Source organism: Myroides sp. ZB35 (assembly GCF_001865835.1).
Lineage (GTDB): Bacteria > Bacteroidota > Bacteroidia > Flavobacteriales > Flavobacteriaceae > Flavobacterium > Flavobacterium odoratimimum.
Genome location: NZ_CP017769.1, coordinates 3317467 through 3344068, shown reverse-complemented (window position 1 = coordinate 3344068; position 26602 = coordinate 3317467). Strand labels below are relative to the sequence as shown.

The window sequence follows — 26602 nt, the reverse complement described above, 5'->3', positions numbered from 1 at the left end:
ACATGATATTATAATTATGACAAAGGTAATCTTGAAACTCAAGATTACCTTTTTTATTGCACTTTGTTAGCGAAACCTGAGCTGAAACAATTAAAAAAGGCTGTATCATTATTTGATACAGCCTTTTTCTTATGAGGTATATAGTCGTAATTCATAATTATCCAATGGATTACTTAAGTTTTTCTTTTAGGTACTTTCCTGTTAGTGAAGCTTTGTTTTTTACAATTTCTTCAGGTGTTCCAAAAGCAACTAATTGCCCTCCATTTTCTCCTCCTTCAGGTCCGATATCTATAATGTAATCAGCACATTTGATTAAATCAAGGTTGTGCTCAATCACAATAATAGAATGCCCTTTTTCAATTAAAGCTTCAAATGACTTTAGTAACTTTTGAATATCGTGGAAGTGCAATCCTGTTGTAGGCTCATCAAAAACAAATAATACTTTATCTCTAGTTGTACCAGCTAATAAGAAAGAAGCAAGCTTGATTCGCTGTGCTTCTCCACCTGATAGAGTAGAAGAAGATTGTCCTAACTGCACATAGCCTAGTCCTACATCGTGTAGAGGTTGTAGTTTTTGTGCTATCTTAGTTTGCTTATGTTGATCGAAGAACATTAAGGCATCATCTATCGTCATGGTCAGTAAGTCATCGATATTCTTCCCTTCAAAATTAACTTCCAGTATTTCTTTTTTAAAGCGCTTGCCATGACAAGTTTCACATTCTAAGTGAACGTCAGCCATAAACTGCATCTCTACTGTTACAGTTCCTTCTCCTTTACAAGTTTCACATCGACCACCATCTACGTTAAACGAGAAATGCTTAGGTTGATAACCTCTTAGCTTTGATAACTGTTGTTTAGAGTATAAATCTCTAATATCATCGTAGGCTTTGATATAGGTCACAGGGTTAGATCTAGAACTTCTTCCGATCGGATTCTGATCTACATATTCTATTGATTTAATACCACCAAATTCCCCTTTCATCTCTGTAAACTGACCAGGTTTATCACTAAGTCCTGTTAGTTTTTTCTGTAGTGCAGGGAATAATATTTTTTTGACTAAGGTACTCTTACCACTACCAGATACTCCTGTGATCACTGTTAGACAGTCTAGTGGAAATGTAACGTCTATATTTTTTAGATTGTTTTCTCTAGCGCCTACTATTTCGATAAAGTGTTTGTACCCTCTGCGTTTTTTAGGAACAGCTATTTCAAGAGCACCACTAAGGTATTTCCCTGTTAGAGAGTTTGCTTTTAAAATAGTATTGTAATCTCCTTGAGCTACCAGTTGTCCTCCATAGCTACCAGCCTCAGGACCGATGTCTATAATCTGATCAGCTGATTTCATGATGTCTTCATCGTGTTCTACCACGATAACTGTATTCCCTAGTTGTTTTAGGTTATTCAGTACATCGATTAACTTTTCTGTATCCTTAGGGTGTAATCCTATACTTGGTTCGTCTAAGATATACATTGACCCCACTAAACTACTTCCTAATGAAGTGGCTAAGTTAATACGCTGAGATTCTCCTCCAGATAGCGTAGCAGAATTTCTATTTAATGTTAGGTAGTCAAGCCCTACATTACTTAGAAAGCCAAGTCTGTTATTGATCTCGATTAATAAGCGTTGTGCTACTTTGGCTTCGTATTCATTTAGTTTTAAATCTTTAAAGAAGGTAATCAAATGCTTGATCGGTAGATCTACCAGCTCGCTTACTGTTCTGTTACCTACTTTTACATAGCTCGCTTCTTTGCGCAGTCTTTTTCCTTTACATGTAGGACATTTTGTTTTTCCTCTATAACGAGATAAAAGGACGCGATTCTGGATTTTATAGTTTTTTTCTTCTAATTCTTTAAAGAAGTCATTTAGTCCTGTAAAGAACGAGTTTCCTTCCCATACCAATGCTTTTTGCTCTTCTGTTAGCTCAAAGTAAGGTTTGTGAATAGGGAAGTCAAATTTATAAGCATTGTTAACCAGTTGATCTCTATACCAGCTCATCGACTCTCCTCTCCAAGGGAAGACCGCATTCTCATATATAGAAAGCCCTGTATTAGGAATGACTAGTTCTTCGTCAATACCGATGATATTACCATATCCATCACAGGATGGACAAGCTCCATAAGGATTGTTAAAACTAAATAAGTGTACATTAGGTTCAAGAAAAACTTCCCCATCTAAGGCAAAGTTGTTGCTGAATTCTTTGCGTTTTTTATCTTTAAGATCCTCTATATAGCAGTATCCTTTTCCTTCGAAGAAAGCTGTTTCTACAGAGTCTCCTAGGCGGTTAAAGAAATCTTCATCATCACTGACTACGATACGGTCTACAACTAGATAAACCTGAGTGGCATCTACTTGATTAACGATATCTTCTGTATTATCATTTATATATTGATCTAAACGCAAAGTCTCTCCATGCACTAATATTCTAGCATATCCCTGCTGAAGAAGGACATTAAGGTGCTCATAAAGCTCTCTGTCTTCTCCTAAATCAATAGGAGCAAGCAATAATAATTTGGCTCCAATAGCTAAGCTCTTAACATAGTCTAATACATCACTTACAGTATCCTTCTTTACTTCCTCTCCTGAGATAGGCGAGAAGGTCTTTCCGATACGTGCGTACAGTAATTTGATGTAATCATATACCTCAGTAGAGGTACCTACTGTAGAACGAGCATTGCTAGTGTTTACTTTTTGTTCAATCGCAATCGCAGGAGCAATCCCTTTTATGTATTCTACTTTAGGTTTGTTAATACGTCCTAAGAATTGTCTAGCATAAGAAGATAAGCTCTCTACATAACGTCTTTGTCCTTCTGCATATAAGGTGTCAAAAGCTAAACTGGACTTACCAGAACCAGACAACCCTGTTATAACAACAAGATTATTACGAGGGATGACAACGTCTAAATCTTTTAGATTGTGTAGCTGAGCGCCCTTGATGATAATATTCTTTTTTGGATCTATATTGGAGAAATCTATTTTTTTCATGTAGCCTATAAAGGTTTAATAAACAAAGATAATGCTTTCTTTAATTCCACTAAAACTCTGCAAGGTATAATCTTGTGCAAAATGCTGAATATGCTATAATATTTCGCATTATCACCTTGTATAAAGAGTAGGATGGAAGAACGATCAGAGGTTTAAATATAGAAAGAACTAGAAAGTGGATGTAATAGAAAGTCAAAAAGTGGAGTAAATAGGAGTAATTGGGGGTAGAAGGGAGTAGTTGTTTTAAAGAGAAAGCTAGTGTTGATCTAGGCTGTATCTTGATTGGACGCTGTGGTTATCCTATTTTGTTTTCGAGTTGTTCCCAAAAAGTCGCTTCTAGGGTATCTCTTGGGAACACGATACAAACGAGATTAAGAGCTGACAGGAATAAGGATGAAATACCACATGGGAGCAAAAGGGAGACCGTATTATAAAAATGTAAAGGTTCGGTACATAAATATAATTGTGTTTTCTACATCTATTCCAGCCTAATATTGTGATTATTTCATTTAGATAAATTTAAGAGATGTGAATTTTATTGTTTTCCGGCTAAATGATGAGATATGATAACGTTTGTTGATTGAGGTTCTAAAAAAAACTTTTATTTTTTATTTATTTTAACAAATATAATTTTATATATTTGTCTCGTTAAACGATAAAAATCAAAGCCTATAATACAAAATTACTTTATAAAAATCTATTTACAGTTTTAAAAAAGAAATTTGGTATGGTATATATAAATATGCCTGATGCAACCCTTGTAACATTATATATTGCAGGTGGTGAAGAGGCGTTAGAGGTTTTGATCAAAAGACACCAGTCTAAGATCTATGGTTTTATCTTTTCTAAAGTATCAGATGCTGAGTTAGCAAATGACATTTTCCAAGATACATTCATAAAAGTAATTAATACCCTTAAATCGGGTCGATATAATGAAGAAGGTAAGTTTCTACCTTGGGTTATCCGTATTGCTCATAATTTAGTAATGGATCATTACCGAAGAGAGAAGCGTGTACAGTTTCAATATGATTCTGAGGAATTGCCTATCTTTTCATTTCTAAAAGATGATTCTAATACAGTAGAAGGAGATATCATCCAACAACAGATAGAGTCAGATCTACATTTATTGTTAAAAGAATTACCAGAAGATCAACGTCAAGTGATCACGATGCGTATGTATCAAGACTTGAGCTTCAAGGAGATAGCAGAGTTGACAGATGTAAGTATTAATACTGCTCTGGGAAGAATGCGATATGCACTGCTTAATTTAAGAAAATTAATTGACGAAAAAAATATTATTTTGACAGAGATATAATATGTAAAGCGTTTTGTCGTTATTATTGTATAAACAACAAAACGCGCCACATATGAAGAAAAATTACACAACGAAAACTAGTTCATTTAGTTTACCCAAAGAAGAAACCATTAAATTCCTTTTGAGTTACTCTAAAGGATTGAGCCTAGTTAGGCTAAACGGGTTAATCAATAATCTATCGCTTTACTCGAAAGAGAATTAAAAAAAAGAGGTTAAGTCATTATACTTAACCTCTTTTTTTGCTTTTTGATACCTCTCTATACTATCTTACACTGATGTGCTAGGATAAGAAGTGTTATTTCTTTTCTTTTTTTTCTTTCTTTTCTTTCTTTTTATAGTATTCATTGATAACCGTTTTTCTACCTATCACACTCGTTATAATATCTATTTCTAGATTCCAGCCACGTGCAGGAGAGTATTGTCTTCCATACCATACGAGTTGTAAATGAAGTAGATTCCATTTGTCCTCTGGAAATAAACGTTTAGCATCTCTTTCTGTCTGTTCTACACTTTTTCCATTAGAGAAGTTCCAACGATACATTAATCTATGAATATGGGTATCTACAGGAAAAGCAGGTACTCCAAATGCCTGAGACATGACAACACTAGCCGTCTTATGACCGACAGCAGGCAATTCTTCTAATGCAGCCATATCTTGAGGAACTTCTCCATTATACTTATCAATTAAGATATGGGATAGTCCATAAATACCTTTAGACTTCATAGGAGATAATCCACAAGGCCTGATGATATCTTGTATTTCTTCTACCGTCATTTTGACCATATCATACGGATTATCAGCCTTAGCAAATAGTAGAGGAGTAATCTTATTTACGCGTTCGTCTGTACACTGTGCTGATAGAAGTACAGCGATCAGTAGAGTATATGGGTCTTTATGATCTAATGGAATAGGAACTTCTGGATAAAGAGCGTCTAAGGTCTCCATAGCGAATTTTACTTTTTCACTTTTGGTCATAGTCTTTCTGTTTTTATTTAGGGCGAATATACTTAAAAAAAAGATAGCCTATTTTCTATTCAGATAGAGTTTCTTTATCTGAGAATAGGTAATTAGGGGTATTGTGTTTTTTGAAGGAGGGCTGTGATTTGATGCTTTATATTGAGGTTGTTATCTTATACTTAAAAGAAGTAAGAAATTCTTTATTTTTCTTTTATTCTTGTTAAAGGGAGATATTTATCGGATAATAACTGATATATTTATCCTTGCAAAATAAAATTAAGAAATGAAGAGATTAAGTATTTCCATAGCGATGTGTTTATTGATGAGTTTTGGTTCTTTCGCTCAAGAGAAAGAGTTTAAACCCTTAATAGATACTTTTGTAAAGGATTACAACACCAATGATTACGATGATATTTACAGTCACTTCGCACCATCTTTAAAAGAAGAGTTGCCTAGTGCTAAGGCTAAGTTATTCTTTGTAGAGATGAAAGAGAAACTTGGTAATATTAAGAGTATGGAGTTCTATGGCTTAGATAATAATCAATTAGCGTTGTTTAAAACTGAGTTTGAGAATAATGAAGTTGCTTTACTTAATCTAGCGATGAATGATACTGGGGAGGTAGTAGGATTTAGATTATTAGACATGCCTAAGCCTGTAGATGATTCATTCAAGAAGTTTAGTGTAGAAGAAATTATCGCAAACGAAACGGTTAACCTACCTGATAAAGGACAGTATGCTATTGCTATTATTGATGATGATAAGGTAGAATATCACGGCTTTAAGAAAGTAGGGGATGGAGTGAAAGTAGAGAACAATACAGATAGTAAGTTTTCTATGGCTAATGTAATGACGATATTTACTTCTACTGTATTAGCGGATGCTGTACTAGAGCAAGGTGTGGATATGACTACGGATATAAATAAGTATTATGATTTTAGCTTTAACAAGAATATTAAGCTTCCCTTCATTGCTTTAGCTAATCATTCTTCGTTAGTACCTATGCTGCCTGAGGTAAAGTCTAATGATCCAAAGGTAGAGGATGATTATTTGACTAATCTGACGAGTGCACAGCTAGAAGACTATTTGCAACATAATCTAGAGACAGATACGATAAGTCCAGAGAAGAGACAGAGTTTTTCTTTCTTAGGATATGCTATACTTGGTAATACATTGAGTAAGGTGTATAACAAGCCTTTTAATCAATTAATCGAAGAGAAAGTATTCGCAAGATATGGTATGCATAACTCTACCGTATACATGCCTAAAAAGAAGCGTGAGGTAGTAAAAGGGATTAATGTCAATCTAAAGGAAGTATATCCAGTCAAAGTAGGTGCTTTATTACCATCTAGTGGGGGGATCTCTACAGCTGCAGATTTGACGAAGTTCATTCAAGCGCAATTTAATAGTGAAGATAAGGTACTACAGCTAACACAGAAGCCTACTCTTATTGTAAGCCCTAATTACTGGGTTAGTTTAGGATGGAAGATAGGGTATCCTTTTGGTTCTGGAGAGCCTCTTTACTTCACAAGAGGTATAGATGCTGGATATTCTAACTATGTCGCTTTTGACCCAGTAAGAAAGAAAGGTCTAATCGTTCTTTCTAATAGCTCTTCTGAAGGAGCTCTTAATGGATTAGATTCTTTAAGTTATAAATTAGTCGTTAAGCTTTTTGAAGATAAATAATACTAAAACTCCTTAATAGGAGTTTTTTTTGTTTTTAGAAGACAACGAATCGGTTAGGGGAGTATAAGTCTGATACTTAGTTTTTTATTCTACAGCTATGCTATGAAGTAGGAGCTTCACTGAAAAAACTTTCAATTATTTTATCTCGAAAGTTTGGAGGTTTGGATATTTGTGTTACATTTGCACTCGCAATACGGAAGTAATGCAGACCACTGGAGAAATGGCAGAGTGGTCGAATGCGGCGGTCTTGAAAACCGTTGACTGTAACAGGTCCGGGGGTTCGAATCCCTCTTTCTCCGCGAAATTATAAATAGTAACTTTTTAAAAGTTATTAAAAAAGCACAAAACCTATGATTCACAATGAGTTATAGGTTTTTTCTTTTTTAGGGGTATCACATTATTTTTAAAAGTGCACCCAAAAAAGTTACAGATTCGGTGCACAAAAAAATTTCCTAGTGATGCGCACCTTTGAACTTAACGAACCCTTACGCCAAAAGGCGCCAGAGAGTTTTAAACTGTGATTTTGGAACGTTTTAATTCGACATTTATTAATATTTAAAAACAGTTGAATTATGTTAGAAAAACAGTTATCAATTAATTTCTTTCTCAAACCAAGTAGGAAGAAAAGTGATTTAAGAGGTGTTTACCTTCGAATCACAGTAGATGGTATTCGCAAAGAGACTTCTTTAAGTCATAGATGGGATATCAAAAGATGGAACCAAAAAGCAGGTCGTGCCAATGGCGCTAAAGAAGACGCTAAAACGCTAAACTACATCTTAGATACAATCGTATCTAAGATTACCAAGTACAAATTAGAGTTATTAAGTAATGAAGAGCCTATTACTGCTTCTGTGCTTATGGATTATATCCAAGGCAAAGGAACTAGTAGGATTAAAGTTTTAGAAGAATTCCAAAAACACAATGATGAAGTTTTTAAACTAGTACCTAAAGAGTATGCTATTGGAACACATGAAAGATATGTAACAGCTAGATCGCATGTTGGAGAATATATCCGTTATGTATATGGTAAAGAAGATATAGAGTTTAGAGAACTCAATTATGAGTTTGTAATTGGCTATGAGCACTATTTAAAGACCGTTAGAGCGTGTTCTAACAATACTGCTATAAAGTATATCTCAAACTTCAAGAAGATTGTTTTACGGGCTGTTGCGAAGGGAATAATATCTTCTAATCCTTTTGTACAATACAAACCTAAAAAGACGAAACTCAATAAGAAACCATTAAGCAAACAAGAGCTATCTATTTTAGAAAACAAAGAGTTTCAAAATGATAGAGTAAGTACGGTAAGAGATGTATTTGTATTTCAGTGCTATACTGGTCTTGCTTATATTGATGTATTTCAACTAAAGAAAAGCGATATTACTAAAGATGAGGAGGGCAATCTGTGGATTAGAACCAACAGACAAAAGACAGATGCTAATATAACTATCCCTCTACTTCCAAAAGCAATAGAGATAATGGAAAAGTATAAAAATCATCCTGATTGTATTGGTAAAGATATCGTTCTTCCTGTTCGTTCTAATCAAAAGATGAATGAGTACTTAAAAGAGATTGCCTCACTATGTGAGATAAGTGAGTTAAACACCCATAAAGCAAGAAGAACTTTTGGAAGTACTGTAACTCTTGGAAATGGTGTACCTATTCATGTAGTAAAGGAAATGTTAGGACATCACTCTGTTAAGCAGACTGAGGAATACGCTCTAACAGAAGAAGAAGCTATTAAGACTGAAATGCAGATTTTAAAAGGTAAACTTGAAGGGAAATCAAATAAGCAAAGTGATAATTACACAGATTTACTAGAGAGTTTAAAAAAGCTAAACCCTGATAAATTAACTCAACTAACTAATTTTATTAATCAGTTAAATGGATAATAGGAACTCCCTTAAATTCTCTACACTTTCTAACAATTCAACTGTAGTTTTGCAAACAAGAAATTTAAGGGAGTCAATTTCCAACCTTTTTAATGAGTAAAAGTAAACTTCTACTCATTAAAAAGGTTCATAATATCTTTTCTGTTGTAGTAATACGAACCAAGTATTTTGCGATACTGCAATTTACCACTAATGCGTAGTGTTTGTAGTGAAGCTGGCGAGATACTGAGTAATTGTCTTGCTACTTTAGCCTTTACCCATTCAAGAGAAGTTTCTTTGTTTTGCTTGACTAATAGATCTTTTAACTCTCCAATGATTGTTTGAGCAAACAATCTCAAATCGTCTTTTGTAATTTGACTTTCCATGATAGTTATTTTTTTGGTTAAACAACTAAACTACAATCAAAACAGATGATACTCTATTTTTGGCAGTTTCAAAGTCTATTTGGCTTTATCTTACTAAGTTTAAGATAATATACGAGTTAGAATTATTACCTTTAATTCATTATGTTTTTTTATAATTCAACCTATCTTTTATTCTTCTCTTGCAAAAATCAGTAGCCAATAAGGTTATAACATCTAAAATTTTAAGTAAGGTGGTTTCAATATTTAAATCGGAATCATTTATCTCTATAGCTTGTTTATTAGCAATATATTGGATTAGTCGATCTTCTACTTCATATATAAATTCCCTAACATCAATATCGTGATACAGTATAGAAAGAGTTATATTGAGGTTTTCACTTTCTGCTGTACTTAGATATTTAGGTTTCCAAATACGCAGTTCCTCTATGGAAAATGGACAATTAATGTAGTCTAAAATATCAGGATTAAGCCAAGTAGTTGGATAATAGTCAGTTTGTAGTAGTACCCATCCTGTTTGTAGCAACCACTTTAAGGTAAATCGAAAACTAGTAACATTTTGTATAAGGAAAGTATCTTCTTTTTTTGAGTTAGAATATATCACTTTAATAACTTCTTGAATTTCATAATAACTGTTTGTATTGAAGATAAGAATGATATTCTCAAAAGGATTACTGGCTTGGTAACCTTCACATGGACTGCCTAAATAGTGTTCCCATACGTGATTATTTGGGGGTAAATAACTGTAATCAGCCCAGCTTATAGCTAAGTAGCTAGCTTCAAATAATTTCAATATAGCATCATATACCTTATAAGGAGGAGGTCCCATAATATCAGTGATGTCCTGATTCCTCTCTAAGGCTTCTTTCCAATGATCTAACATCTTTATCCAAAGGGATAAGTCCATTGGTTTAAAAAAGTCTTTAAATACTTTTTGAAAATTCTGCACTTCTTTGATGCTTAGCAAGGTATAAGAATCCTCTAAATGAGCAAGATGATGATTGATTTTGAAATCCTCTCTAGAGCGATACTCAAACACACAGCGATAAGGATTTTTAACCCATGGAATATCAATCCAATCATTCCAATATTTGAGTTTTTTTTTCTGATGAATAAAAAAATGACATCCCATAACCATCATTTTAATATCTAGTATAAAAGGGATTTGTCGCTCACAAATTTGCTTTCGTTTTTTTTTGCTAGTGACTGATTCATTAAAGCGTTCTAGTTCTTTTAATAGTTCTCGAAAAGATTCTAAAGTATATGAACTCAAGGCTTCGAATATACCTCCATTGAGTAAGAATTCAGGAATTTCTAATTTGTCGTCAGGTGGGCACCAGTAAATATCTTTCATAATGTTTTTTTTTAGTTCAACTTATATATTTTAGTTTTCTTAGTTTAAAAAGTGATAGTCCATCTCTCTTTGTAGACAATTCGAGAGTAGTTCCTTTAGTAAATTTTTATTGTAATTGTGTTCAAAGTTGTTCACTTTCTAAAGAATAAAAAATTCTCGAAAAGGATATTATATCCTTTGTATTTGCATTCTATTTTAGATAATTTAGAATTCTATTTATTTTTAATAACTTTACAATTCAATCTTTTTAAATCATTGGCTTTATTTTTGAGCCTTCTTAACTCAGCTATTAATTATGGAACATAAAATACATCAAGGAAGAAATGTAAAGCGTTTTAGAGAAATGCTTGGAATCAAACAAGAAGTTCTTGCTTTTGATTTAGGAGATGATTGGAATCAAAAGAAGATATCTCTACTTGAACAGAAAGAAGTTATTGATAATGCTTTATTACAACAGATTTCTAAGGTGCTTAAAATACCTGTAGAAGCAATTGAGAATTTTGATGAAGAGCAGGCTGTTTATAATATTGCTTGTAATTTTTCTGATAATGCTATCAATAATAATGGCTTAAATATTCAAAATAACAATTCCATTGATAAGATAGTTCAACTTCACGAAGAAAAGATTGCCTTATATGAGCGTATGCTAAAGGAGAAAGACGAAATGATGATGCGTTTAGAGAAGCTGATTCAAACTAAGTAAATGGAGCATTAATAAAAATATGAAAACTTAACCTTATAGTTAGGCTTTTTTTGTGTCTATATAAAATAGAAAAAGCTAGAGTACATATAATTTTGTACTCTAGCTTTTTTGCTTCTTGTATTCTGGTAATTAATACTCTTTTCTCTTTACCAATTTTGCGACCTTCGGGAGAAAAACGAGTGGTCTTTGTTCCTGTTCAAATTTTTCAATTTGTAAGGACAAAGACACATCTCGATAATTTAAACGTCATTTCGCTGTGGATAATAATCCATCACTTTTACACTTTACTCCAAAGAAGAGTTATCTCCCAATTCTTTTTTTGTAAATGAGTATATCATATCACAGAATGAGTCTAATTCTTTAATGTCTTCTACTGTAGAATCAACTATAAAATCATTTGGTTTAGGGTAATATTTTACAAAACAGTCCTTATTAAATAGCATTTTTTTCACTGTGGGTAACTCATTTATGTCTTTATAGACCGAGGGATAACACCACTGAATTAAATCCCATAAATAATTTAGATCAATAATACTGGAAATAAAGTCAAGTTTTCTATAAATAAGTAATACAAGTGATTGTTGTATGACAAAATGATAAAGCATCGCTTGTGCTTCACAGAATGTTGCATTACTATTTTCTTTAATATTCAAATAAGCTCTATTAAGTGATTCTAAGCATTCTTGAGTATATTTATTCTTATTGTGTGTTATAGTATCTTCGTCCTTATCATAGCTTATGTAAATTGAATTGCCATAAAATAAGTTTTGGCTAGTAAAATACTTTTTATAAAACTCAAAGAACATAGGAATATTTCTTGTCCAATTACTTGCTTTTTGAAGTAAGACCGTAACTTTAACTTGTCCACTAGTTTGTTTAGTAATTAAATTACTAAACTGCCTAATTTCCTGATAAGTTCTTTTTTGAGTTAATACTACAATAAACAAGTGAATGCCTCTTTCATACTTAAAATCAGTCAATGGAATATTAAAGTATCTCTTTGAAAGAAGAAATACAGATTTAGGTCTATAAAAAATTTTAAGAGTTTCTTTTACTTGATTCTCTAAGGTGTCTTCCCATGATTCTACACTAGCTTTAGCTTTTTCTATTATATTATAGGTTTCTAATTGCTTAACACGATGTTTAAAAATATCCGAACAATCATTTTTAAAATCTATTGTTAATGCTTCTGCAAATAAATTTAGATTGTCAATTAATAGCTTTATATCATAAACGTCTTCTTTAATAGATGACTGATAGTTTAATATAATTAATAAATATTTAATTGATAAAGGTGGTTTTGTTAAATCATAAAAATCTATACCAGCAATGGTTGTATTTTTATCGAATTTGTTCTTGACTGTATTTGAGTGTGCGACTAGAAATGATAGTACTTGCTCTGTAGTATAGTTTTTCAAAAAAACATCCATAGGAAGAAATATAACTTTAAAGTCTGTTATTATCTCTTGTAATAATTGTTGTAGTCGTTGCAGTATAAAAACAATATTGACACTATCTTGTTCCTCGCTACTAGTATAAGGTTGAAGTAATTTAGTATAAGACTCCTCTTTTTGTTTTAGCCACCTTTTTGTTTTCTTAAGAAAATTCCTTTCTCCATCATTCTGAATGTTTTCAATCTCTTCATCATAAAAGCCATCGTTACAAAATATTAACTGATCTAATTGACAGTTTAAATTATAGTAGATATTATGAGGTGTTTTTTTATTAAGGATTAGTTGGTCCATTTCAATTACGTTAATAATGGTATTATATAATTCAATACTATTATTAACCCAATCTTGATTTACTAATTCCTTCAGAACTTTACCTTCTCCAATGATTGTTATTGTTGGTAGAGTTAATATGTTTGCTTGTGCATGAAATACATAATATATCCAATTATCTGGCTTAGATATAAATTCACTAAGGTTCTCTTTAATATCCTTATGAATACTTGAACTTGAAATTAGGTTTTTACTTGTCAACATAATGTTTGATTTTTAAGTTATTCACTTGCAAGTTGTTTGGATTTTAGTGGATAATATATTCTTACAAAGGATTAATTATTCCTCATTATTTTCTATGGCTCTATTTGGCTAATTATGTCTTACAATGTTTTGAATCACATTGATTTACTTTGCCTTAAGAAATATTAAAAGAGTAGTATATCACTACTCTTTTCTTTTACGGTAATATATGGTTTTGAAAAAAGCAAGCGGGACTTGGGCAGAGCCCTAGTCGCTTGCCTTTTCACTAGCGTTGCAAAGGGGTTGAGTATACCTTAAGTATACTCTTGGGCTTTCAGCCCTTATAAAGATGTGATTTGGGTATACTTAAGGGTATACTCTCTTTTAAGATTAATAAACTAAAAAAGATAAATATGAAACAACTAGATACAAGTAGTATTCGCTTTTCAAAACCAGTTAATGAAAAGTTTGAAAAGCTCGCTTTAGGATTTAAGCGAAGCAAGAAGGAGTTATTTACTCAGATGGTTGATTACTTCTATAGAAGTAAAAAAGATCCATCAGACTTTGGAGATGAAGTTTTAAAAAAGGAATTATCCTTAGGAATCAGTCGGATAATCTCTTTTATAAAACAACAAGAGAAAGATTTTCTATTGCCAAGCTATACTGATGTAGGACTTTTAAAGGTTGCTATGGCTCAAAGTAATGATAAGCTTAGTAATATTGATACTCATTTAGCTAGAGAAAGCGAGGTAAATACTGCCCTATTAAAGTACACAAAAAGTATAATAGGTGGAATAAGAGTACTAGTAAATCATCAAAGACAAAAAGATGAGCTCAAAGAGCAGTTTAGAGAGCTTTTAGAGTATTACATCCATTCACGTGAAGAAATGGGTTGGACAACAGCTAATGCAAAGAAAGAACAGCTAATAGAGCATGTAAGACAATCTTTAAATAATATGTAATTATGTTTATAAATATTACTAATTCAGAAACAGGAAATAACAAAGGGAGCTCTGCAAGACTTGTTGAATACTTAGAAAAAGAAAACAAACTAAAGAATGATAACAGAGAGAAAGAGCTTTGGTTTACAAATGACAGATACGATGTACCACATCAAGAAGTACGAGTTAAACTTGATAACAACATAGCTAAGCTTAGTAAAACAGACGATAAGTTTTTCTTAGTAAATATAAGTCCAAGTGAAAAAGAAATTCTTTTTTTAAAACAGAAATATACAGAAGATTTGTTACAGCAGAAACTAAAAGAGTATGCTATTGCTGTTATGGATGCTTATGCACTTAACTTTAAAAAAGATAGTATTACAAGTAGTAAAGATCTACTTTGGTTTGGAAAGCTTGAACACTTTAGGTATTATTCTAATACAGGTGAAAAAGTGAAAAATGCAGAAGTGAGTGTTGGTGATATTAAAGAAGGCGAACAAATGCACTTACAGATTATAGTTAGTCGTAAGGATATAACCAATAAGATAAAACTAAGCCCTAAGAATAATTCAAGAGGTAAAAACATAGCACATTCTGCTAAGTTTGGACAATTTGACAATCTTGCTTTTAAAGAAAATAGCGAAAAGCTTTTTGATAATATGTTTAATTATCAAAGAGGACTTAAAGAGAAGCTTATGTATTCTGTAACGTATGCACCCGAGCAAGTACATCTTGTGATATCTAATTATTCTTCTACATTATCCAGGATAAGTTTCTTGTAATTATGAGGATATAAGTCAGCGATATTCTTGTGGTTGATGGATTGAATATTTTCAAGAACATACTTTAGCCATTTATATGGATTAATGTCATGCTTTTTGCAGTTGGCAAAAAACGTATAGGCCATAGCTGCTCTTTGTGCTGCATCATGAGAACCGGCAAAGAGATAGTTTTTACGACCAATTGCTACAGGTCTGATTACATTTTCAACAAGATTATTGTCTATCTGCAAGTTTCCATTGTGTAAGTAATCACTTAGATTACTCCATCTTTTTTGAGAGTACGCAAAAGCTTTACCTATTCTACTTTGAGGTAAGGTAAGATTCATCTGAGCAATCATATATTTACCAAGCTTGTTGATGATTGGTAAACTTTCATCTAGACGAAGTTCTTTGATTTGGTCAGGAGCTAAGTTTTGTTCTTTAGCTTTTTTCTCTACAGCATATAATTTCTGTATTTCTACCAGTACATGCTGAGCCCTTATTTTATCATTGTCTAATGCTCTCTCAAATTCACGACGAGCGTGTGCCCAACAGCCAAGATGTGTAACATCTGACTTATTCCCATAAGCTTTGTACCCGCTATAACCATCAGTCTGCAGGTATCCTTTAAAATTCTCTAATACAGGTAATGCAGCACTACTAGCACGAGTAGGACTGTAATTAAACATCACGAGTTTGGATATAGGTGCGTGATACACCCAATAATAGCCAAGATGAGACTTATCTTTCTTTTTCTCATCTAAGACTTTGATGGTTGTCTCATCTACTTGAAGATAACCTTCGTTTTTGATGTCCATCACTAGCTTTTGGTATAGTGGCTTTAAAGCATCCATACTTTGAGCTACCCAACCATCTATTGTAGAAGAAGCTATATCGATGTTTTCTCTTGAAAAGCGTTGCTTCTGTCTATAAAGAGGAAGATGATCTACATATTTATCGACCAATATTGTAGATAATAATCCCTCTGAAGGGATTCCTTTATCTATAATTCGCTCTGGAAGCTCACCAATATTAATTTGAGTGTTGTCTTTACCTTTAGTAGCGTATTTATATCGGATGTAACGCTTGATTTTAAAGTAACCTGGAACATAATCTAACACATCTGTAGTTTCTTTACCAATGCAAATCATATCAGATAAATCTCCCTCAGGATGTATTTCTATTTCTTCTACGGGTAAATGATCTGGTAGTTTAGCTCGTCCTGGATGTTTCTTTTTCTCACGAGAGTAGGTAATCTCTTGTTTGATTACTTCTTCTTGTTCCTCTAAGACTGCTTGTTCAACATCTAAAGGTAATTGAGTTTGATTGGGATCCTCAAAACGTTCTCGGCTTTGACCGAACTTCATGCGCTGAAGTAGCTTTACACGATATTCCAGTTCTGTATTTTTTTCTTCTAGTTTAGAGGTCTTTTCTTCTAACTCAGTAGCTTTCTTCTCTAACTTAGTATTTACTTTTTCTTGTTTGGAAATAGTCTTTTGGGCTTTGGTTAAAAGTGCCAAAAGTTCTTGTTTCGATAAGTTTTCTAAGTCTATTTCCATGAAGTAAATATACGTCAAAAGCCTTATTTATACAAGGATTAAGGCTATTTTATCTCATGGAAAACCGCCTTTTTTGACTACTTTTTATCACTTGTATTCCTTCAATCATAAGTACCAAATCACTCCAACTGATTTGAGTCCGATTATGAATAGGAAAAGCAAAAGTACCTTGTTCTAATCGCTTGTGATATAACACAAAACCACCTGTTTCCCAGTGTAAGAGTTTCATCTGATTACATCGACGATTGATAAAGACGTAGACACTTCCATTATGAGCGACTTGATTAAGCTCGTTTTGAACAAGACCACATAGACTATCGAAACTCTTGCGCATATCACAAGCTGATTTATACAAGTAGAATTGATGGCTACTACTCAGACTAAACATTACACAAGGTTTACTAATGAATAGAGTTCACTTAGGTCTTTCGTTTCTAAACGTAACTTCACTCCATTAGGATAGACAATCTCGTATTGTTTACCTTCTGTTTTAGGTGTTTTACCTATTGCTATAAAGTTACTTGAGCATTCTCGCTCTGTTTCACTCTTAAACTTTACTACCCAATAACTAAATGTCGCTAACTTAATTCCAACACTTTCACAATACTTTGATTGTGTCAATCCACTTGCTTGCCAATCCTCTACATGAGAGTACATAATTTCTTGTTTGCTCATCTCTTTATTATTTAAAGCAAACTTACTTCCTTACATTATATTATGAAACATGCACTTGCTCGGGCGGATACTCTGTAACTATGGATAAAGGAAGTGTTGAAGATAAAAAAGTATTAAACATCTTAGAGCAGATTGAAGATAAACTAAACGAACCTAGTAAAGAAGAATACTTTCAAGTTATAGATAATATCTCATTGGAGTTCTCATTAGATTTAAACAACATTATTGAAATATTTGACTCCAAAGGTACTGGATTATTTGCAAGTCTATTAACTACAGAAAATAATGAGTGTAATGAGAATATACAATTTTCTAAAAAGAAGAAATTGAGAAAAAATATAGATAGAAGGATTAATTAAGTGCTTGTAGAATAAATGAATTCCATGAAAAACTTATTCTATTTAAACTATTGGTATCTAAAATAGATAATACGTAAAAAGAAAATGTTTAATTGATTCAACAAACTATGAAGGCATTTCAATTACTTGAAAATATAATAAAACAAGTAACTAATAAGATAATAAAAAGCTATGTTTTTAAGTACTCCAGATTAAAATTGAGCTTTTAAAACAACTTACTCTTATAAAAGGAGGATAACTTTGAAGTTGATTTTTTTCTAAAAAACAACTATACTCAAAATATTAAAGGGTTTACGGATTTCCGTATTTATAATGAAAATATAAATACTATGTTTGGGTATAAAATAGTACAACCACTCTATCCATATTCTAAGGAGGTTATATTAATTTGGATAGATTTGCTAAGCGTAATAAACTAGTTTGTTAAATATCTGATTTACAAAAAAACTAAATTATGATAGTAACAAATTTAACGAAATAAGCACATAAGTGTTATGTGTAATTAATCCCTAAAAAAAAACACTGAAAAATATGAATAACGAAATTGACGGGTTTGTTATTTACAACAAATCGGGAAAAAAACAAAAAGCATTTGCAGTTGTATCCGAAGATTATGAGTGCAATGCTAAATCTTCTAATTTACCAAGTTTATTTAAAGAATTCATTGTTCCCATTGAAGACAAAAGATTTTTTGAACATAATGGAATTGATTATCGAGGGATTTCAAGAGCTATGATTAGAAACCTAATTAATTTAAAAGTTTTAGAGGGAGGTAGCACTATTTCTCAACAACTTGCTCGAAATATTCTACGAGATAATAGTAGAACTATCTATAGAAAAATAAAAGAGTCCTTTAAAGCATTAAATCTTGAAAATAATTTCTCTAAAGATGAAATATTAAATCTATATTTTGACAATGTATACTTTGGCAAGAATTTAAGGGGTGTTAGAACTGCTAGTATTTTTTACTTTGATAAAGAACTTGAACATTTAAATAAGTCCGAGGTTTTATACTTAATTACAATTTTAAGAGGACCTAATTACTACATTAAAAACACTGATAAAGCACTCATTAGAATGAAAATTTTATCAAATCTATTATACCAAAATCGAACAATAAATATAAATCAGTTTCGTAAAATAAATCGTCATCCTTTACATTTTAATGAAAATAAATTATTTTCAATTAAAAAGAACGTAATACCATATATCACAGAAAGTATAAATTTCAAAAAAAAGAAAATAGTATCTACTCTGATTCCAAAATTTCAAAACTTTGCGAAACAAATTGTTTCAGATTCTAAATATCCATTATCTGTAATTATTATCAAGAACGGAAAGTTAGTTGGCTTTTCAAGCCATTATGGTTCGGACTATCCTTTTGTTTTTAAGTCTAATGTGGGATCTACTTTGAAACCATTTTTATACTATCTGGCTAAAAAAACAGGAATCACCAACGACGAAAAGTTTGACGCCTATCATAATAGTTTAAATTGGGATGTAAGAGAAGCAAGTTACACTGATAAATTTTTAAATATAGATGAAGCATTATTTCATTCAAATAACAATAGTTTTATTAATATTAGTAATAGAATTGGAATAGATAAATCTTTAGCTTTTTTATCTACATTATTAAGTATTCCATCTAATGAATTATTTTCTTCTACTATTTTAGGAGCAACAAAATATGGAATATCACTTTATCAATTAGCATTACATTACAATGTTTTTTTTACTAATGATATTGACTCAGAAAAACGAATGTTAATGGAAGTTCTTAATAAAATTTTCACATCTAAAACAGACATTCAAATTGAAAATGTTTTTTTAAAAACTGGTACAACAAACAATAATGATGAAAGAATTGCAGTATTCCATGAAGCTGATACAACTTATGCATTTTTAAGAAATGAAAATCCTGAAAATGACTATTCAAAAGAAGGCAATTTCATACAAAGTATATCAAATAAAATTATTGCATTTTTCAAACCAAATAAAGAATACAAATGGATGTCTTAGAAACTTTAAAACAGGTAGATTCAAATTTGTTAGTATTTCTACTTACTAGTTTAATTGCATTTTTGACTTGGGTAATCAAGGGGTCTATAGAAAAACCAATAAATGATTCGAAGCAGACATTTGAAAAAACTTTCAACATCCGTATCGAAATTATGACAGAAATAAAAAATAGGCTTAGTTTAATCTTATATTTTAAAGAAGGGGAAAACAACTTAAAATTTAAAGAAGAAATCCAAAGTATATTACTTAAAGATGGAAAATCTGCATATTTAAGTAAAAATATATTAGATAATTTATTAAGGCTGTCTATTGAAGAAAAGAATAATGAAGAATTAATTAAAACGACTATCAATTTAATAGATTCTGAATTATACTTAATTATTTCTAAACTTGAGGATGAAATTAGTTTTTATAGAAAATTTTCCAATTTTAATCCTTTAAAAAAAATAATAGGAATAATATTATTAGCGTTACAAAACATTATAACAATATTAATTGTAGGATTTATTACATACCTTTTAATTACAACTTTTATTAGTAGTACAATTTGTGTCAAGATTTTAATATCTCTTTTATCTATAGGAATATTACTATTTGCTAATTGGTATCTATCAAAAAAATAATAAGCCATATCTTCAAATCTAAGTTTAAAACTTATAGTATTCATGAGATATTACATTTGTTTAAGAGTAAGTCTTTTAAGAACTTATTTAATGTTTACTACAGCGCAACTATAATAATGTTAACACTATCAAATAATGCTATTTTTCTATAATTAAAAATTTTTAGGGAAGCCTACAAAGGCATTTAGACTTTAGAAATAAATTTAAAAAATCAATTATTAAATGGTGTAAGATTATTTTTTCATGTCTTTTATTTAGATAAATTAGCGTAAGATATTACTAAAAATAATTATAGGTTTCATTTTACAAAACTATGCTATGTTTCATGAAGCAACGATATTATCTGAAATTTTATGAAAAATATTACGTTTAAAAATATTGCTCAAAAACAAGTGGAATCAATACCAAGAATTCGTTCTTATACTTGTCCTTTATTGAAAAATAAAACTAACTACAAACAACATGGAACTGGAGTCTTTGTGAAAATAGAATCTAAGTATTTTCTATTTACGGCAGCTCACGTTTTGGATGACATAGAAGATATTTTTATTCCATTAAAGAACGGTTTTGATTTATTAAAACCGGGAGGAGAAATCATTAAAAATGAAGCTACTGATAACAGAGCTACTGATGAATTAGACTTAGGTATATTGATTTTAGATGAGCTTTCAGTTAAAGATATATTAAATGATTTTATATTCTTAGAATGTAGTGACATTGAATTAAGCCATACTCCATCTCATTTTTTAAATTACTTGATATTTGGTTATCCGACAAGTTGGTCTAAAAAATCAATGACAAGAAATTCTTTTCATACAAGATCGTTTATTCATCAAACCAATTGTATTAAAACAGAAGATTACACACAATACAATAGAAAGGAATTTCTAAACTTAATAGTTGAATATGATAGACAAAACACACTAAATCTAAAGTCAAACAACTTAAGTTTTGGTCCTAATTTGTTTGGAATTAGTGGTTGTGGTCTTTGGTACATAAATCCTAACGATTTAAATAGTAGTCCTAAATTGGTTGCTATCATGAATGAGTGGTCAATATCAAACAGAAGTAAACTATTTGCGACAAGAATCGATGCATTTACTGAAATATTAAGGAAAAATAATATAATAAAATATAAAGAATCATCCTTATTTGGATTCACATAAAAATTATAGACAGTAAAGGTTTACATAATCAAAGTCTAAGGCTTAAATTTAAAGTTTAAGCTTTTTAACACACTATTATCTCCAATACACTTTTCATTAGTAATAAACTTTATAAAAAATGCAGATAAACATACAAGTATTAAAAGACTTGATTGAAACTTCAAAAACAGAAAGAGAAGTTTTAGGCAGAATAATTAATCCAATTATAGAGAAATTCAATTTGCCACAAAAAGAAATTTTAGAAGTCTGTCAAATAGGGAAATTTGTATATAAAATAGATTGCGAAATAAATATTATAGATAAACCAAAACCGCCAAGGCCAGACTTTATAATTGAATATGACTCAAAACTAGTAGGATTAGAACACACAAGAATATTTAGTGATAATGCTGGTAATTATAATCGTACTAAATCTATTATAGAATATTCAGAAGTCGATAGTTTTTTGATTAAAATAGAGCCTTAACTCAAAATATTGAGAGGTTTACGGATTTCCGTAATAATATTAGAGAAAGTTTTAATATGTTTGAGTCCGAATTATAAGATACTAATTGAATATTTTGGAATACGATAGGTTGTACATATAACAGGTAAGGGGATACTGATTTCATATTATTATCTTTATTTACACAAATAAATAGTTTATTGAATTACTTCGTTATAGATCAAACTATTCTTTTTTTAAATATCTTATTCACATAAAAACAATTAGCTTAACATACTGATTTCACGAAACGGATAGTTGTATTCTTCTTGAAAAAAGATGTTAATGGTAATTATTAAAACTACGTCCTTAATTTATGAGAATACGAATAATTCTATCCTACATACTTACTATTATCGGTTGTATAATAATAGTTTGGTTTTTAATACGAGGGATATATTTTGAAGATTTTATTAATTCTAAATATAATTTAGATTTAGATTCGTCCGCAAAATCAGGAGATTTCATAGGAGGATTTGTAGGAGCAATATTTACAATAGTAGGTATTGTTCTTTTATATGAAACATTATCTTTACAAAGACAAGAATTTATAGAAAGCAGAAATGTATTTGAAAGACAACAATTTGAAAATAAATTCTTTTCATTACTAGATGTATATCAAAGTATAACAAATTCAATGCATTATGATATTCCACATTCTTCTCAAATATATAAAGGAAAAGAATTTTTTCAAAAGCATAAAGAAGATTTATACAATAAGTTTCAACCAACGAATTCCTTTTATAAAAATCGTAAAATTGCCATTGATTTATATACAATTTTCTATATAGTAAACAAAGAATCCATTGCGCACTATTATCGAACTTTGTATAGAATTTTTAAATTAATTAGTGAATCCAATTTTAATGATAAAGAAAAGTCAAGTTATGCAAAAATAGTTCGTGCTCAGCTTTCCGAATCTGAGTTATTCTTTATAAATTATAACGCTTGTACTACGTATGGGAAGAAATTTCAAACTTTAATAAATAATTATAATCTTACAAAACACTTACCTCTTTTAGAAAGAGTAGAGTTTAAAGAGTGGAAACAAAAGCTAACAGATGAAAAAGTTAATAGTATAAATATTCTTTTAGAAGAACTTTTACATTTTATAATTTCTGAAAATACTACATTTTACAAAACATTTTTAAAAGGAAGATTTGCTTTTAAAGGCGAAAAGTTATTTGATTCTATAAGCCTATCAGTTACAAGGAATAATCTACAAAATTTTAATCAAAATTTACAAGAAGGTTATGGTCTAGATGATTTTTCAAATGAGGAAATTGAAAAACTTTTAAAATGTTGGGCATTAGAAACCTATTCCTATAGAACATACAAGCCAAAAGATTCTACAAGTAACTTAAAATTCAAAGTAGATATCATTGATTTAACCAATAATAAATACAAAATAACTTGCGATATTTTTACAAAAGATAAAACAGAATTAAAATATTAAATATGCAAAAAGTAATTACAGTAACAGTAACTTCAGGCGCTGGTCGAGTTTCTAAACAAGAGAAAAAAGATGACAGATTTGTCGGTGAACACGAATTTGACCTTGTGAATAATGCTTTAAATGAAGGTTTTAAAGTCAAAGAAGTTATACAGACACCTGGGAGTAATACTGGTAGTTTACACCCAACAGTAGTTATAACTTTCGTCTTAGAAAAATAATAACTATAACACTAGCATGGACTTTGACAAAATGGCCGTTTTCTCTTAAGATTAAAACATAATTTTATAATTCTCAAAAAACAATTATATTGACTTTTCCCTAAATTTAGCCAAATAAAGGTTTTTTGCTCAAGTTGTGCTTAATTGAAACTTTTGTTTTCAATTCCAGCCACTTCGCAAAATAAAGGCATGTTATAGATGTTTTTTTAAAACTTGATACAAAATGAGTGAATTACAAAATTTCTCAAATTCATTAGATGAAACCATAAAAGATAGTAATCTGACAGAAATCAATACCGATTTATTTGAAGTGTTGGTAGATAGTTTTCTAGAAGATGGTGTTGCAAAAGATATTCCTATCATTGGTACTATCTTGAAATTAGGCAAGTTTTCTATGAGTCTAAAAGAACATTTATTTCTAAAAAAAATTGTTTATTTTATTTCAGAACTTAAAGATATCCCTCCTAAAAAAAGGAATCAAATGGTTTCAGAAATTGACGAATCAAAAACTTATCGAATTAAAGTTGGAGAAAAACTTATTTATATTATTGAAAAATGTGAAGACCATATTTCAACTGAATATGTTGCAAAATTCTTCAAAGCTTTTTTATTAGAGAAAATTTCATACTCTGAGTTTCTACGCTGTACATCTATTATTCAAAATATCTTTATAGAAGATTTTGAATATTTTGTTCAAAGTGACAATTTAGAACGAGAAAATCGTTGGAATGAATACTTTTCAGATATTGAAATGAATCTTGTTAATGCAGGATTATGTGGAAAGGATTTAGGAGAAATTAGTGTTCGAGATCAGGATGATTGGAAAGCATCAGATAAATATGTTGTGGAAGGTGGAAGAGAAAGTTTGTATATTACTGATATAGGAATAAAAATAAAAAAGATTTTAAAATAATAAAGAATCGAACACAAAACCTTTGTTTACGCAAATAAAAAGAAACTCCATGACAGAGCATCAGATTCAAACTTACCTTTGGGAAAATCGTGAGAGATGGGAAGAATTAATTGATTACATAGAATTCCCTGAAAAATACTCATTTGATAAAGATGATGAAGCGATTTATGAACGAACACCAGAGAAAGTCTTATTTAATGAAATTGTTGACCGTTACTCAAGACTCTATAATAATCTTTTCGGACTTAGGTTATTCGGTTGTGAAGTTCCCCTTAAACGTGAAGGTGACAGTACAATAAGAGCAGATTTACTCGGTTTAATCGAAGGAGTATCAGGGGTAGCAATTGTAGAAATAAAAAAAAGCGCTCAAACGGAAAGACAAGCATTTACAGAGTTATTTGCATATGCTTCACATCTACAAGCGATTTTCCCTACAATGACAAATGAAGACATACATTATATATTGATTTCCCCAATGCAAGAACGAATTGTTAGAGAAGCCGCAATTTCAAGCTTCCTTTTTGACGAAAAGCCAGTATTTGCATACATCCCAACTTACGAAAATGATGATGTAAATACAATTAGACTAAAACCATGGATTCCAACAATTACTGACATTATAAAAATAACAGAATCAGCCTTCTCTCAGAAAAATTTTGAAATATTCAAAGTCACTTGGGATGAAATAGAGGATTGGAATGCAAAGAAACATGAAAATCCTTCCGACTATATGATTGAAAGAATGAACCGAATTTCGTCATATGCAACGCAGTTAATGGAATCAAAAAGAATTCATGGTTTTGTTTTTACATCACAGGGATATCCAGAACTACCATATTTAAACAATGCTATTACTTTAGCTGGATTAAATCCATTTAAAATTGCTAAAGACAACTATTTAATAACTGAGAACAATATCTCACCTCATAAGCTTGATGAAATTAGTGATGACGAAATCAAGCTTACTCAAATAATCCCTGAACTTCTAAACAAAGTAAAAGAAGCAAATGAACAAAACGAATTCTTCTATGACTTAGTATCTACTTGGGATAATACACTTTGCGGAATTGCTTTTGAAACAATCAAAACTATGACTACCAATGACAAAGGTCTAAAATTTGAGCGTGGTTGGGGCGGAATGACTTGGAAGCAGTATCAAGGTATAATGCTTGAAGATGCTCTATGTTTCAATTACGATATTAAACCTACTGGACTTATTAGGAAACTATTTATAAGTTACTCTGTTGAAGATTACAAATACATGGAAAAATTCGGCACTGAAAAGCACCCGTATTTAAATCATGGTGACGTACCAGATTTCATGGTTGATTACATTAATCAACAAATTTATTTCAGAGATTTCCTTTACAATATCTTTGAAAGTTATAAGGATATTTATGAAGAATTTGATAAAGACTAAAAAGCTAGTACCTAACATGGGTAACTGATGCACAACTTTATTTTTGACTTAAAAAATAAGATATATGACCTCATTTTTTTTCGATAAACTCAATAACCGATTTAAGGTGAGTTTTTTTTAATGTTAACTAAATGAGGCCTAGATTCAACCAAAAAATACTACAGCAGTAATAAGATTGGTAAGTGATTCGTTATTTTTAAAAATTAGAACTTTTACCTAATTTGGTAATGACATATAATTAACTTTAAGATAGTCTTAGAATTAAATTGAAAAATTATCTTTGGTCAAAAATCAATTTATAAACAGTATATTTGACATAAGAATCAAACGATTCCAATCATAGCATAAGACTTTCCGAATAAGGTGCGTACATCAATTTAAAAAAGTGAACATCCCTATTTATAAAGCATACGGCATAAAAGAGGCTAACCCTCTTTCTCCGCTGAAAAGCCCGATAACACTCGTTATCGGGCTTTTTTATGTGCTTGTACACCGAAAGTGCACCTTCCATAAATAGGTCACCTGATAACTTTGTGCAAGACAATACTAACACATAGATATGGATATGTATTAAATAATCCGTTACTTTATGCAGGTCCAAATGGAGAGGTTATTTCTGTTTTAATTGGTATAAGTGTTGGAGTTGTAATCAATGGAATTATGAATTCTATTAATAAAATTCCATTCTTTTATGGTGCTGAAAAGCTTTACCGTGACAGATTATATCTGAGTATAGTTATTCTGCAGAAGTGGTAGTAGGACTTATAAAGTATCATTATAAATACCTTGA

General features: G+C 30.7%; 24 protein-coding genes and 1 tRNA gene. 17 read left to right on the top strand and 8 right to left on the bottom strand.

What is annotated here, in order from left to right; translation table 11 throughout:
* Nucleotides 1-169 precede the first annotated feature (169 nt).
* A complete protein-coding gene (uvrA, locus tag BK054_RS14835; RefSeq protein ID WP_006265438.1) occupies nt 170-2983 on the bottom strand; it encodes an excinuclease ABC subunit UvrA in 2814 nt (937 codons plus the stop codon).
* Between the two features lie 727 nt (nt 2984-3710).
* On the opposite strand from uvrA, the gene BK054_RS14830 reads away from it, so the two are divergent.
* Nucleotides 3711-4298: a sigma-70 family RNA polymerase sigma factor gene (locus BK054_RS14830; RefSeq protein ID WP_006260071.1), complete on the top strand. Its 588-nt coding sequence runs from the start codon at nt 3711-3713 to the stop codon at nt 4296-4298.
* 295 nt (nt 4299-4593) lie between these two features.
* Here the strand turns inward: BK054_RS14830 and BK054_RS14825 are convergent, their stop codons facing one another.
* Nucleotides 4594-5274 (bottom strand): endonuclease III domain-containing protein, encoded by a 681-nt coding sequence (locus tag BK054_RS14825; RefSeq protein WP_071307425.1) that lies wholly within the window; start codon nt 5272-5274, stop codon nt 4594-4596.
* 265 nt (nt 5275-5539) lie between these two features.
* On the opposite strand from BK054_RS14825, the gene BK054_RS14820 reads away from it, so the two are divergent.
* The 3 genes from BK054_RS14820 (at nt 5540) to BK054_RS14810 (ending at nt 8832) form a co-directional block, all read left to right on the top strand.
* On the top strand, nt 5540-6940 hold the full coding sequence (locus tag BK054_RS14820) for a serine hydrolase (RefSeq protein WP_071307424.1): 1401 nt from the start codon (nt 5540-5542) through the stop codon (nt 6938-6940).
* A gap of 214 nt (nt 6941-7154) precedes the next feature.
* Nucleotides 7155-7239, top strand: a tRNA-Ser gene (locus tag BK054_RS14815).
* 273 nt (nt 7240-7512) lie between these two features.
* Nucleotides 7513-8832, top strand: coding sequence for a site-specific integrase (locus BK054_RS14810; RefSeq protein ID WP_071307423.1), 1320 nt, complete (start codon nt 7513-7515; stop codon nt 8830-8832).
* A gap of 110 nt (nt 8833-8942) precedes the next feature.
* On the opposite strand, the gene BK054_RS14805 is transcribed toward BK054_RS14810, so the two are convergent.
* Nucleotides 8943-9197 (bottom strand): DNA-binding protein, encoded by a 255-nt coding sequence (locus BK054_RS14805; RefSeq protein ID WP_071307422.1) that lies wholly within the window; start codon nt 9195-9197, stop codon nt 8943-8945.
* A 139-nt stretch (nt 9198-9336) separates the two neighbouring features.
* A complete protein-coding gene (locus BK054_RS14800; protein WP_071307421.1) occupies nt 9337-10548 on the bottom strand; it encodes a hypothetical protein in 1212 nt (403 codons plus the stop codon).
* A 295-nt stretch (nt 10549-10843) separates the two neighbouring features.
* Here BK054_RS14800 and BK054_RS14795 point away from each other — a divergent pair, with 295 nt between their 5' ends.
* Nucleotides 10844-11251 carry a helix-turn-helix domain-containing protein gene (locus BK054_RS14795; RefSeq protein WP_071307420.1) on the top strand — a complete coding sequence of 136 codons (408 nt, stop codon included), beginning with the start codon at nt 10844-10846 and terminating at the stop codon, nt 11249-11251.
* Between the two features lie 284 nt (nt 11252-11535).
* Here the strand turns inward: BK054_RS14795 and BK054_RS14790 are convergent, their stop codons facing one another.
* On the bottom strand, nt 11536-13239 hold the full coding sequence (locus BK054_RS14790) for a hypothetical protein (RefSeq protein ID WP_071307419.1): 1704 nt from the start codon (nt 13237-13239) through the stop codon (nt 11536-11538).
* 392 nt (nt 13240-13631) lie between these two features.
* On the opposite strand from BK054_RS14790, the gene BK054_RS14785 reads away from it, so the two are divergent.
* Both BK054_RS14785 and BK054_RS14780 read left to right on the top strand, forming a co-directional pair.
* On the top strand, nt 13632-14180 hold the full coding sequence (locus tag BK054_RS14785; protein ID WP_071307418.1) for a BfmA/BtgA family mobilization protein: 549 nt from the start codon (nt 13632-13634) through the stop codon (nt 14178-14180).
* A 2-nt stretch (nt 14181-14182) separates the two neighbouring features.
* Nucleotides 14183-14941, top strand: a complete 759-nt coding sequence (locus BK054_RS14780) for a DUF5712 family protein (protein ID WP_232234290.1) — start codon at nt 14183-14185, stop codon at nt 14939-14941.
* On the opposite strand, the gene tnpC is transcribed toward BK054_RS14780, so the two are convergent.
* Genes tnpC through tnpA form a run of 3 tightly spaced genes read right to left on the bottom strand, consistent with a single transcriptional unit; the run spans nt 14905 to nt 17154 of the window.
* The gene (gene tnpC, locus BK054_RS14775; RefSeq protein WP_071307417.1) at nt 14905-16479 is read right to left on the bottom strand and encodes an IS66 family transposase; all 1575 of its coding nucleotides are present in this window, start codon (nt 16477-16479) and stop codon (nt 14905-14907) included. The two genes, BK054_RS14780 and tnpC, sit on opposite strands and share 37 nt — an antisense overlap.
* Before the next feature lie 49 nt (nt 16480-16528).
* Complete coding sequence (gene tnpB, locus BK054_RS14770) at nt 16529-16867, bottom strand: IS66 family insertion sequence element accessory protein TnpB (protein ID WP_071307249.1); 339 nt, start codon at nt 16865-16867, stop codon at nt 16529-16531.
* Entirely contained in the window at nt 16867-17154 is a 288-nt protein-coding gene (gene tnpA, locus BK054_RS14765; RefSeq protein ID WP_071307416.1) for an IS66 family insertion sequence element accessory protein TnpA, read from the bottom strand. Before tnpA ends, tnpB begins: the two co-directional genes overlap by 1 nt.
* Before the next feature lie 80 nt (nt 17155-17234).
* On the opposite strand from tnpA, the gene BK054_RS14760 reads away from it, so the two are divergent.
* The 10 genes from BK054_RS14760 (at nt 17235) to BK054_RS18365 (ending at nt 26568) form a co-directional block, all read left to right on the top strand.
* Nucleotides 17235-17513 carry a hypothetical protein gene (locus tag BK054_RS14760; RefSeq protein WP_071307415.1) on the top strand — a complete coding sequence of 93 codons (279 nt, stop codon included), beginning with the start codon at nt 17235-17237 and terminating at the stop codon, nt 17511-17513.
* Between the two features lie 531 nt (nt 17514-18044).
* Nucleotides 18045-19532, top strand: coding sequence for a transglycosylase domain-containing protein (locus BK054_RS14755; RefSeq protein ID WP_071307414.1), 1488 nt, complete (start codon nt 18045-18047; stop codon nt 19530-19532).
* The gene (locus tag BK054_RS14750; RefSeq protein ID WP_071307413.1) at nt 19520-20155 is read left to right on the top strand and encodes a hypothetical protein; all 636 of its coding nucleotides are present in this window, start codon (nt 19520-19522) and stop codon (nt 20153-20155) included. The genes BK054_RS14755 and BK054_RS14750 overlap by 13 nt, the downstream gene beginning before the upstream one ends.
* Nucleotides 20156-20508: 353 nt before the next feature.
* Nucleotides 20509-21321, top strand: coding sequence for a hypothetical protein (locus tag BK054_RS14745; RefSeq protein WP_071307412.1), 813 nt, complete (start codon nt 20509-20511; stop codon nt 21319-21321).
* 118 nt (nt 21322-21439) lie between these two features.
* The gene (locus tag BK054_RS14740; RefSeq protein ID WP_071307411.1) at nt 21440-21787 is read left to right on the top strand and encodes a hypothetical protein; all 348 of its coding nucleotides are present in this window, start codon (nt 21440-21442) and stop codon (nt 21785-21787) included.
* A gap of 334 nt (nt 21788-22121) precedes the next feature.
* Nucleotides 22122-23261, top strand: a complete 1140-nt coding sequence (locus BK054_RS14735) for a putative phage abortive infection protein (RefSeq protein ID WP_071307410.1) — start codon at nt 22122-22124, stop codon at nt 23259-23261.
* A gap of 2 nt (nt 23262-23263) precedes the next feature.
* Nucleotides 23264-23479 carry a hypothetical protein gene (locus BK054_RS14730; protein ID WP_071307409.1) on the top strand — a complete coding sequence of 72 codons (216 nt, stop codon included), beginning with the start codon at nt 23264-23266 and terminating at the stop codon, nt 23477-23479.
* A gap of 223 nt (nt 23480-23702) precedes the next feature.
* A complete protein-coding gene (locus BK054_RS14725; protein WP_071307408.1) occupies nt 23703-24392 on the top strand; it encodes a hypothetical protein in 690 nt (229 codons plus the stop codon).
* Between the two features lie 49 nt (nt 24393-24441).
* The gene (locus BK054_RS14720) at nt 24442-25812 is read left to right on the top strand and encodes a hypothetical protein (protein ID WP_071307407.1); all 1371 of its coding nucleotides are present in this window, start codon (nt 24442-24444) and stop codon (nt 25810-25812) included.
* 531 nt (nt 25813-26343) lie between these two features.
* The gene (locus BK054_RS18365) at nt 26344-26568 is read left to right on the top strand and encodes a hypothetical protein (protein ID WP_156860098.1); all 225 of its coding nucleotides are present in this window, start codon (nt 26344-26346) and stop codon (nt 26566-26568) included.
* Nucleotides 26569-26602: the final 34 nt, after the last annotated feature.

Coding starts and splice junctions, on each gene's coding strand:
- uvrA (WP_006265438.1), bottom strand. CDS start 2,983: ATGAAAAAAATAGATTTCTCCAATATAGATCCAAAAAAGAATATTATC.
- BK054_RS14830 (WP_006260071.1), top strand. CDS start 3,711: ATGGTATATATAAATATGCCTGATGCAACCCTTGTAACATTATATATT.
- BK054_RS14825 (WP_071307425.1), bottom strand. CDS start 5,274: ATGACCAAAAGTGAAAAAGTAAAATTCGCTATGGAGACCTTAGACGCT.
- BK054_RS14820 (WP_071307424.1), top strand. CDS start 5,540: ATGAAGAGATTAAGTATTTCCATAGCGATGTGTTTATTGATGAGTTTT.
- BK054_RS14810 (WP_071307423.1), top strand. CDS start 7,513: ATGTTAGAAAAACAGTTATCAATTAATTTCTTTCTCAAACCAAGTAGG.
- BK054_RS14805 (WP_071307422.1), bottom strand. CDS start 9,197: ATGGAAAGTCAAATTACAAAAGACGATTTGAGATTGTTTGCTCAAACA.
- BK054_RS14800 (WP_071307421.1), bottom strand. CDS start 10,548: ATGAAAGATATTTACTGGTGCCCACCTGACGACAAATTAGAAATTCCT.
- BK054_RS14795 (WP_071307420.1), top strand. CDS start 10,844: ATGGAACATAAAATACATCAAGGAAGAAATGTAAAGCGTTTTAGAGAA.
- BK054_RS14790 (WP_071307419.1), bottom strand. CDS start 13,239: ATGTTGACAAGTAAAAACCTAATTTCAAGTTCAAGTATTCATAAGGAT.
- BK054_RS14785 (WP_071307418.1), top strand. CDS start 13,632: ATGAAACAACTAGATACAAGTAGTATTCGCTTTTCAAAACCAGTTAAT.
- BK054_RS14780 (WP_232234290.1), top strand. CDS start 14,183: ATGTTTATAAATATTACTAATTCAGAAACAGGAAATAACAAAGGGAGC.
- tnpC (WP_071307417.1), bottom strand. CDS start 16,479: ATGGAAATAGACTTAGAAAACTTATCGAAACAAGAACTTTTGGCACTT.
- tnpB (WP_071307249.1), bottom strand. CDS start 16,867: ATGTTTAGTCTGAGTAGTAGCCATCAATTCTACTTGTATAAATCAGCT.
- tnpA (WP_071307416.1), bottom strand. CDS start 17,154: ATGAGCAAACAAGAAATTATGTACTCTCATGTAGAGGATTGGCAAGCA.
- BK054_RS14760 (WP_071307415.1), top strand. CDS start 17,235: ATGGATAAAGGAAGTGTTGAAGATAAAAAAGTATTAAACATCTTAGAG.
- BK054_RS14755 (WP_071307414.1), top strand. CDS start 18,045: ATGAATAACGAAATTGACGGGTTTGTTATTTACAACAAATCGGGAAAA.
- BK054_RS14750 (WP_071307413.1), top strand. CDS start 19,520: ATGGATGTCTTAGAAACTTTAAAACAGGTAGATTCAAATTTGTTAGTA.
- BK054_RS14745 (WP_071307412.1), top strand. CDS start 20,509: ATGAAAAATATTACGTTTAAAAATATTGCTCAAAAACAAGTGGAATCA.
- BK054_RS14740 (WP_071307411.1), top strand. CDS start 21,440: ATGCAGATAAACATACAAGTATTAAAAGACTTGATTGAAACTTCAAAA.
- BK054_RS14735 (WP_071307410.1), top strand. CDS start 22,122: ATGAGAATACGAATAATTCTATCCTACATACTTACTATTATCGGTTGT.
- BK054_RS14730 (WP_071307409.1), top strand. CDS start 23,264: ATGCAAAAAGTAATTACAGTAACAGTAACTTCAGGCGCTGGTCGAGTT.
- BK054_RS14725 (WP_071307408.1), top strand. CDS start 23,703: ATGAGTGAATTACAAAATTTCTCAAATTCATTAGATGAAACCATAAAA.
- BK054_RS14720 (WP_071307407.1), top strand. CDS start 24,442: ATGACAGAGCATCAGATTCAAACTTACCTTTGGGAAAATCGTGAGAGA.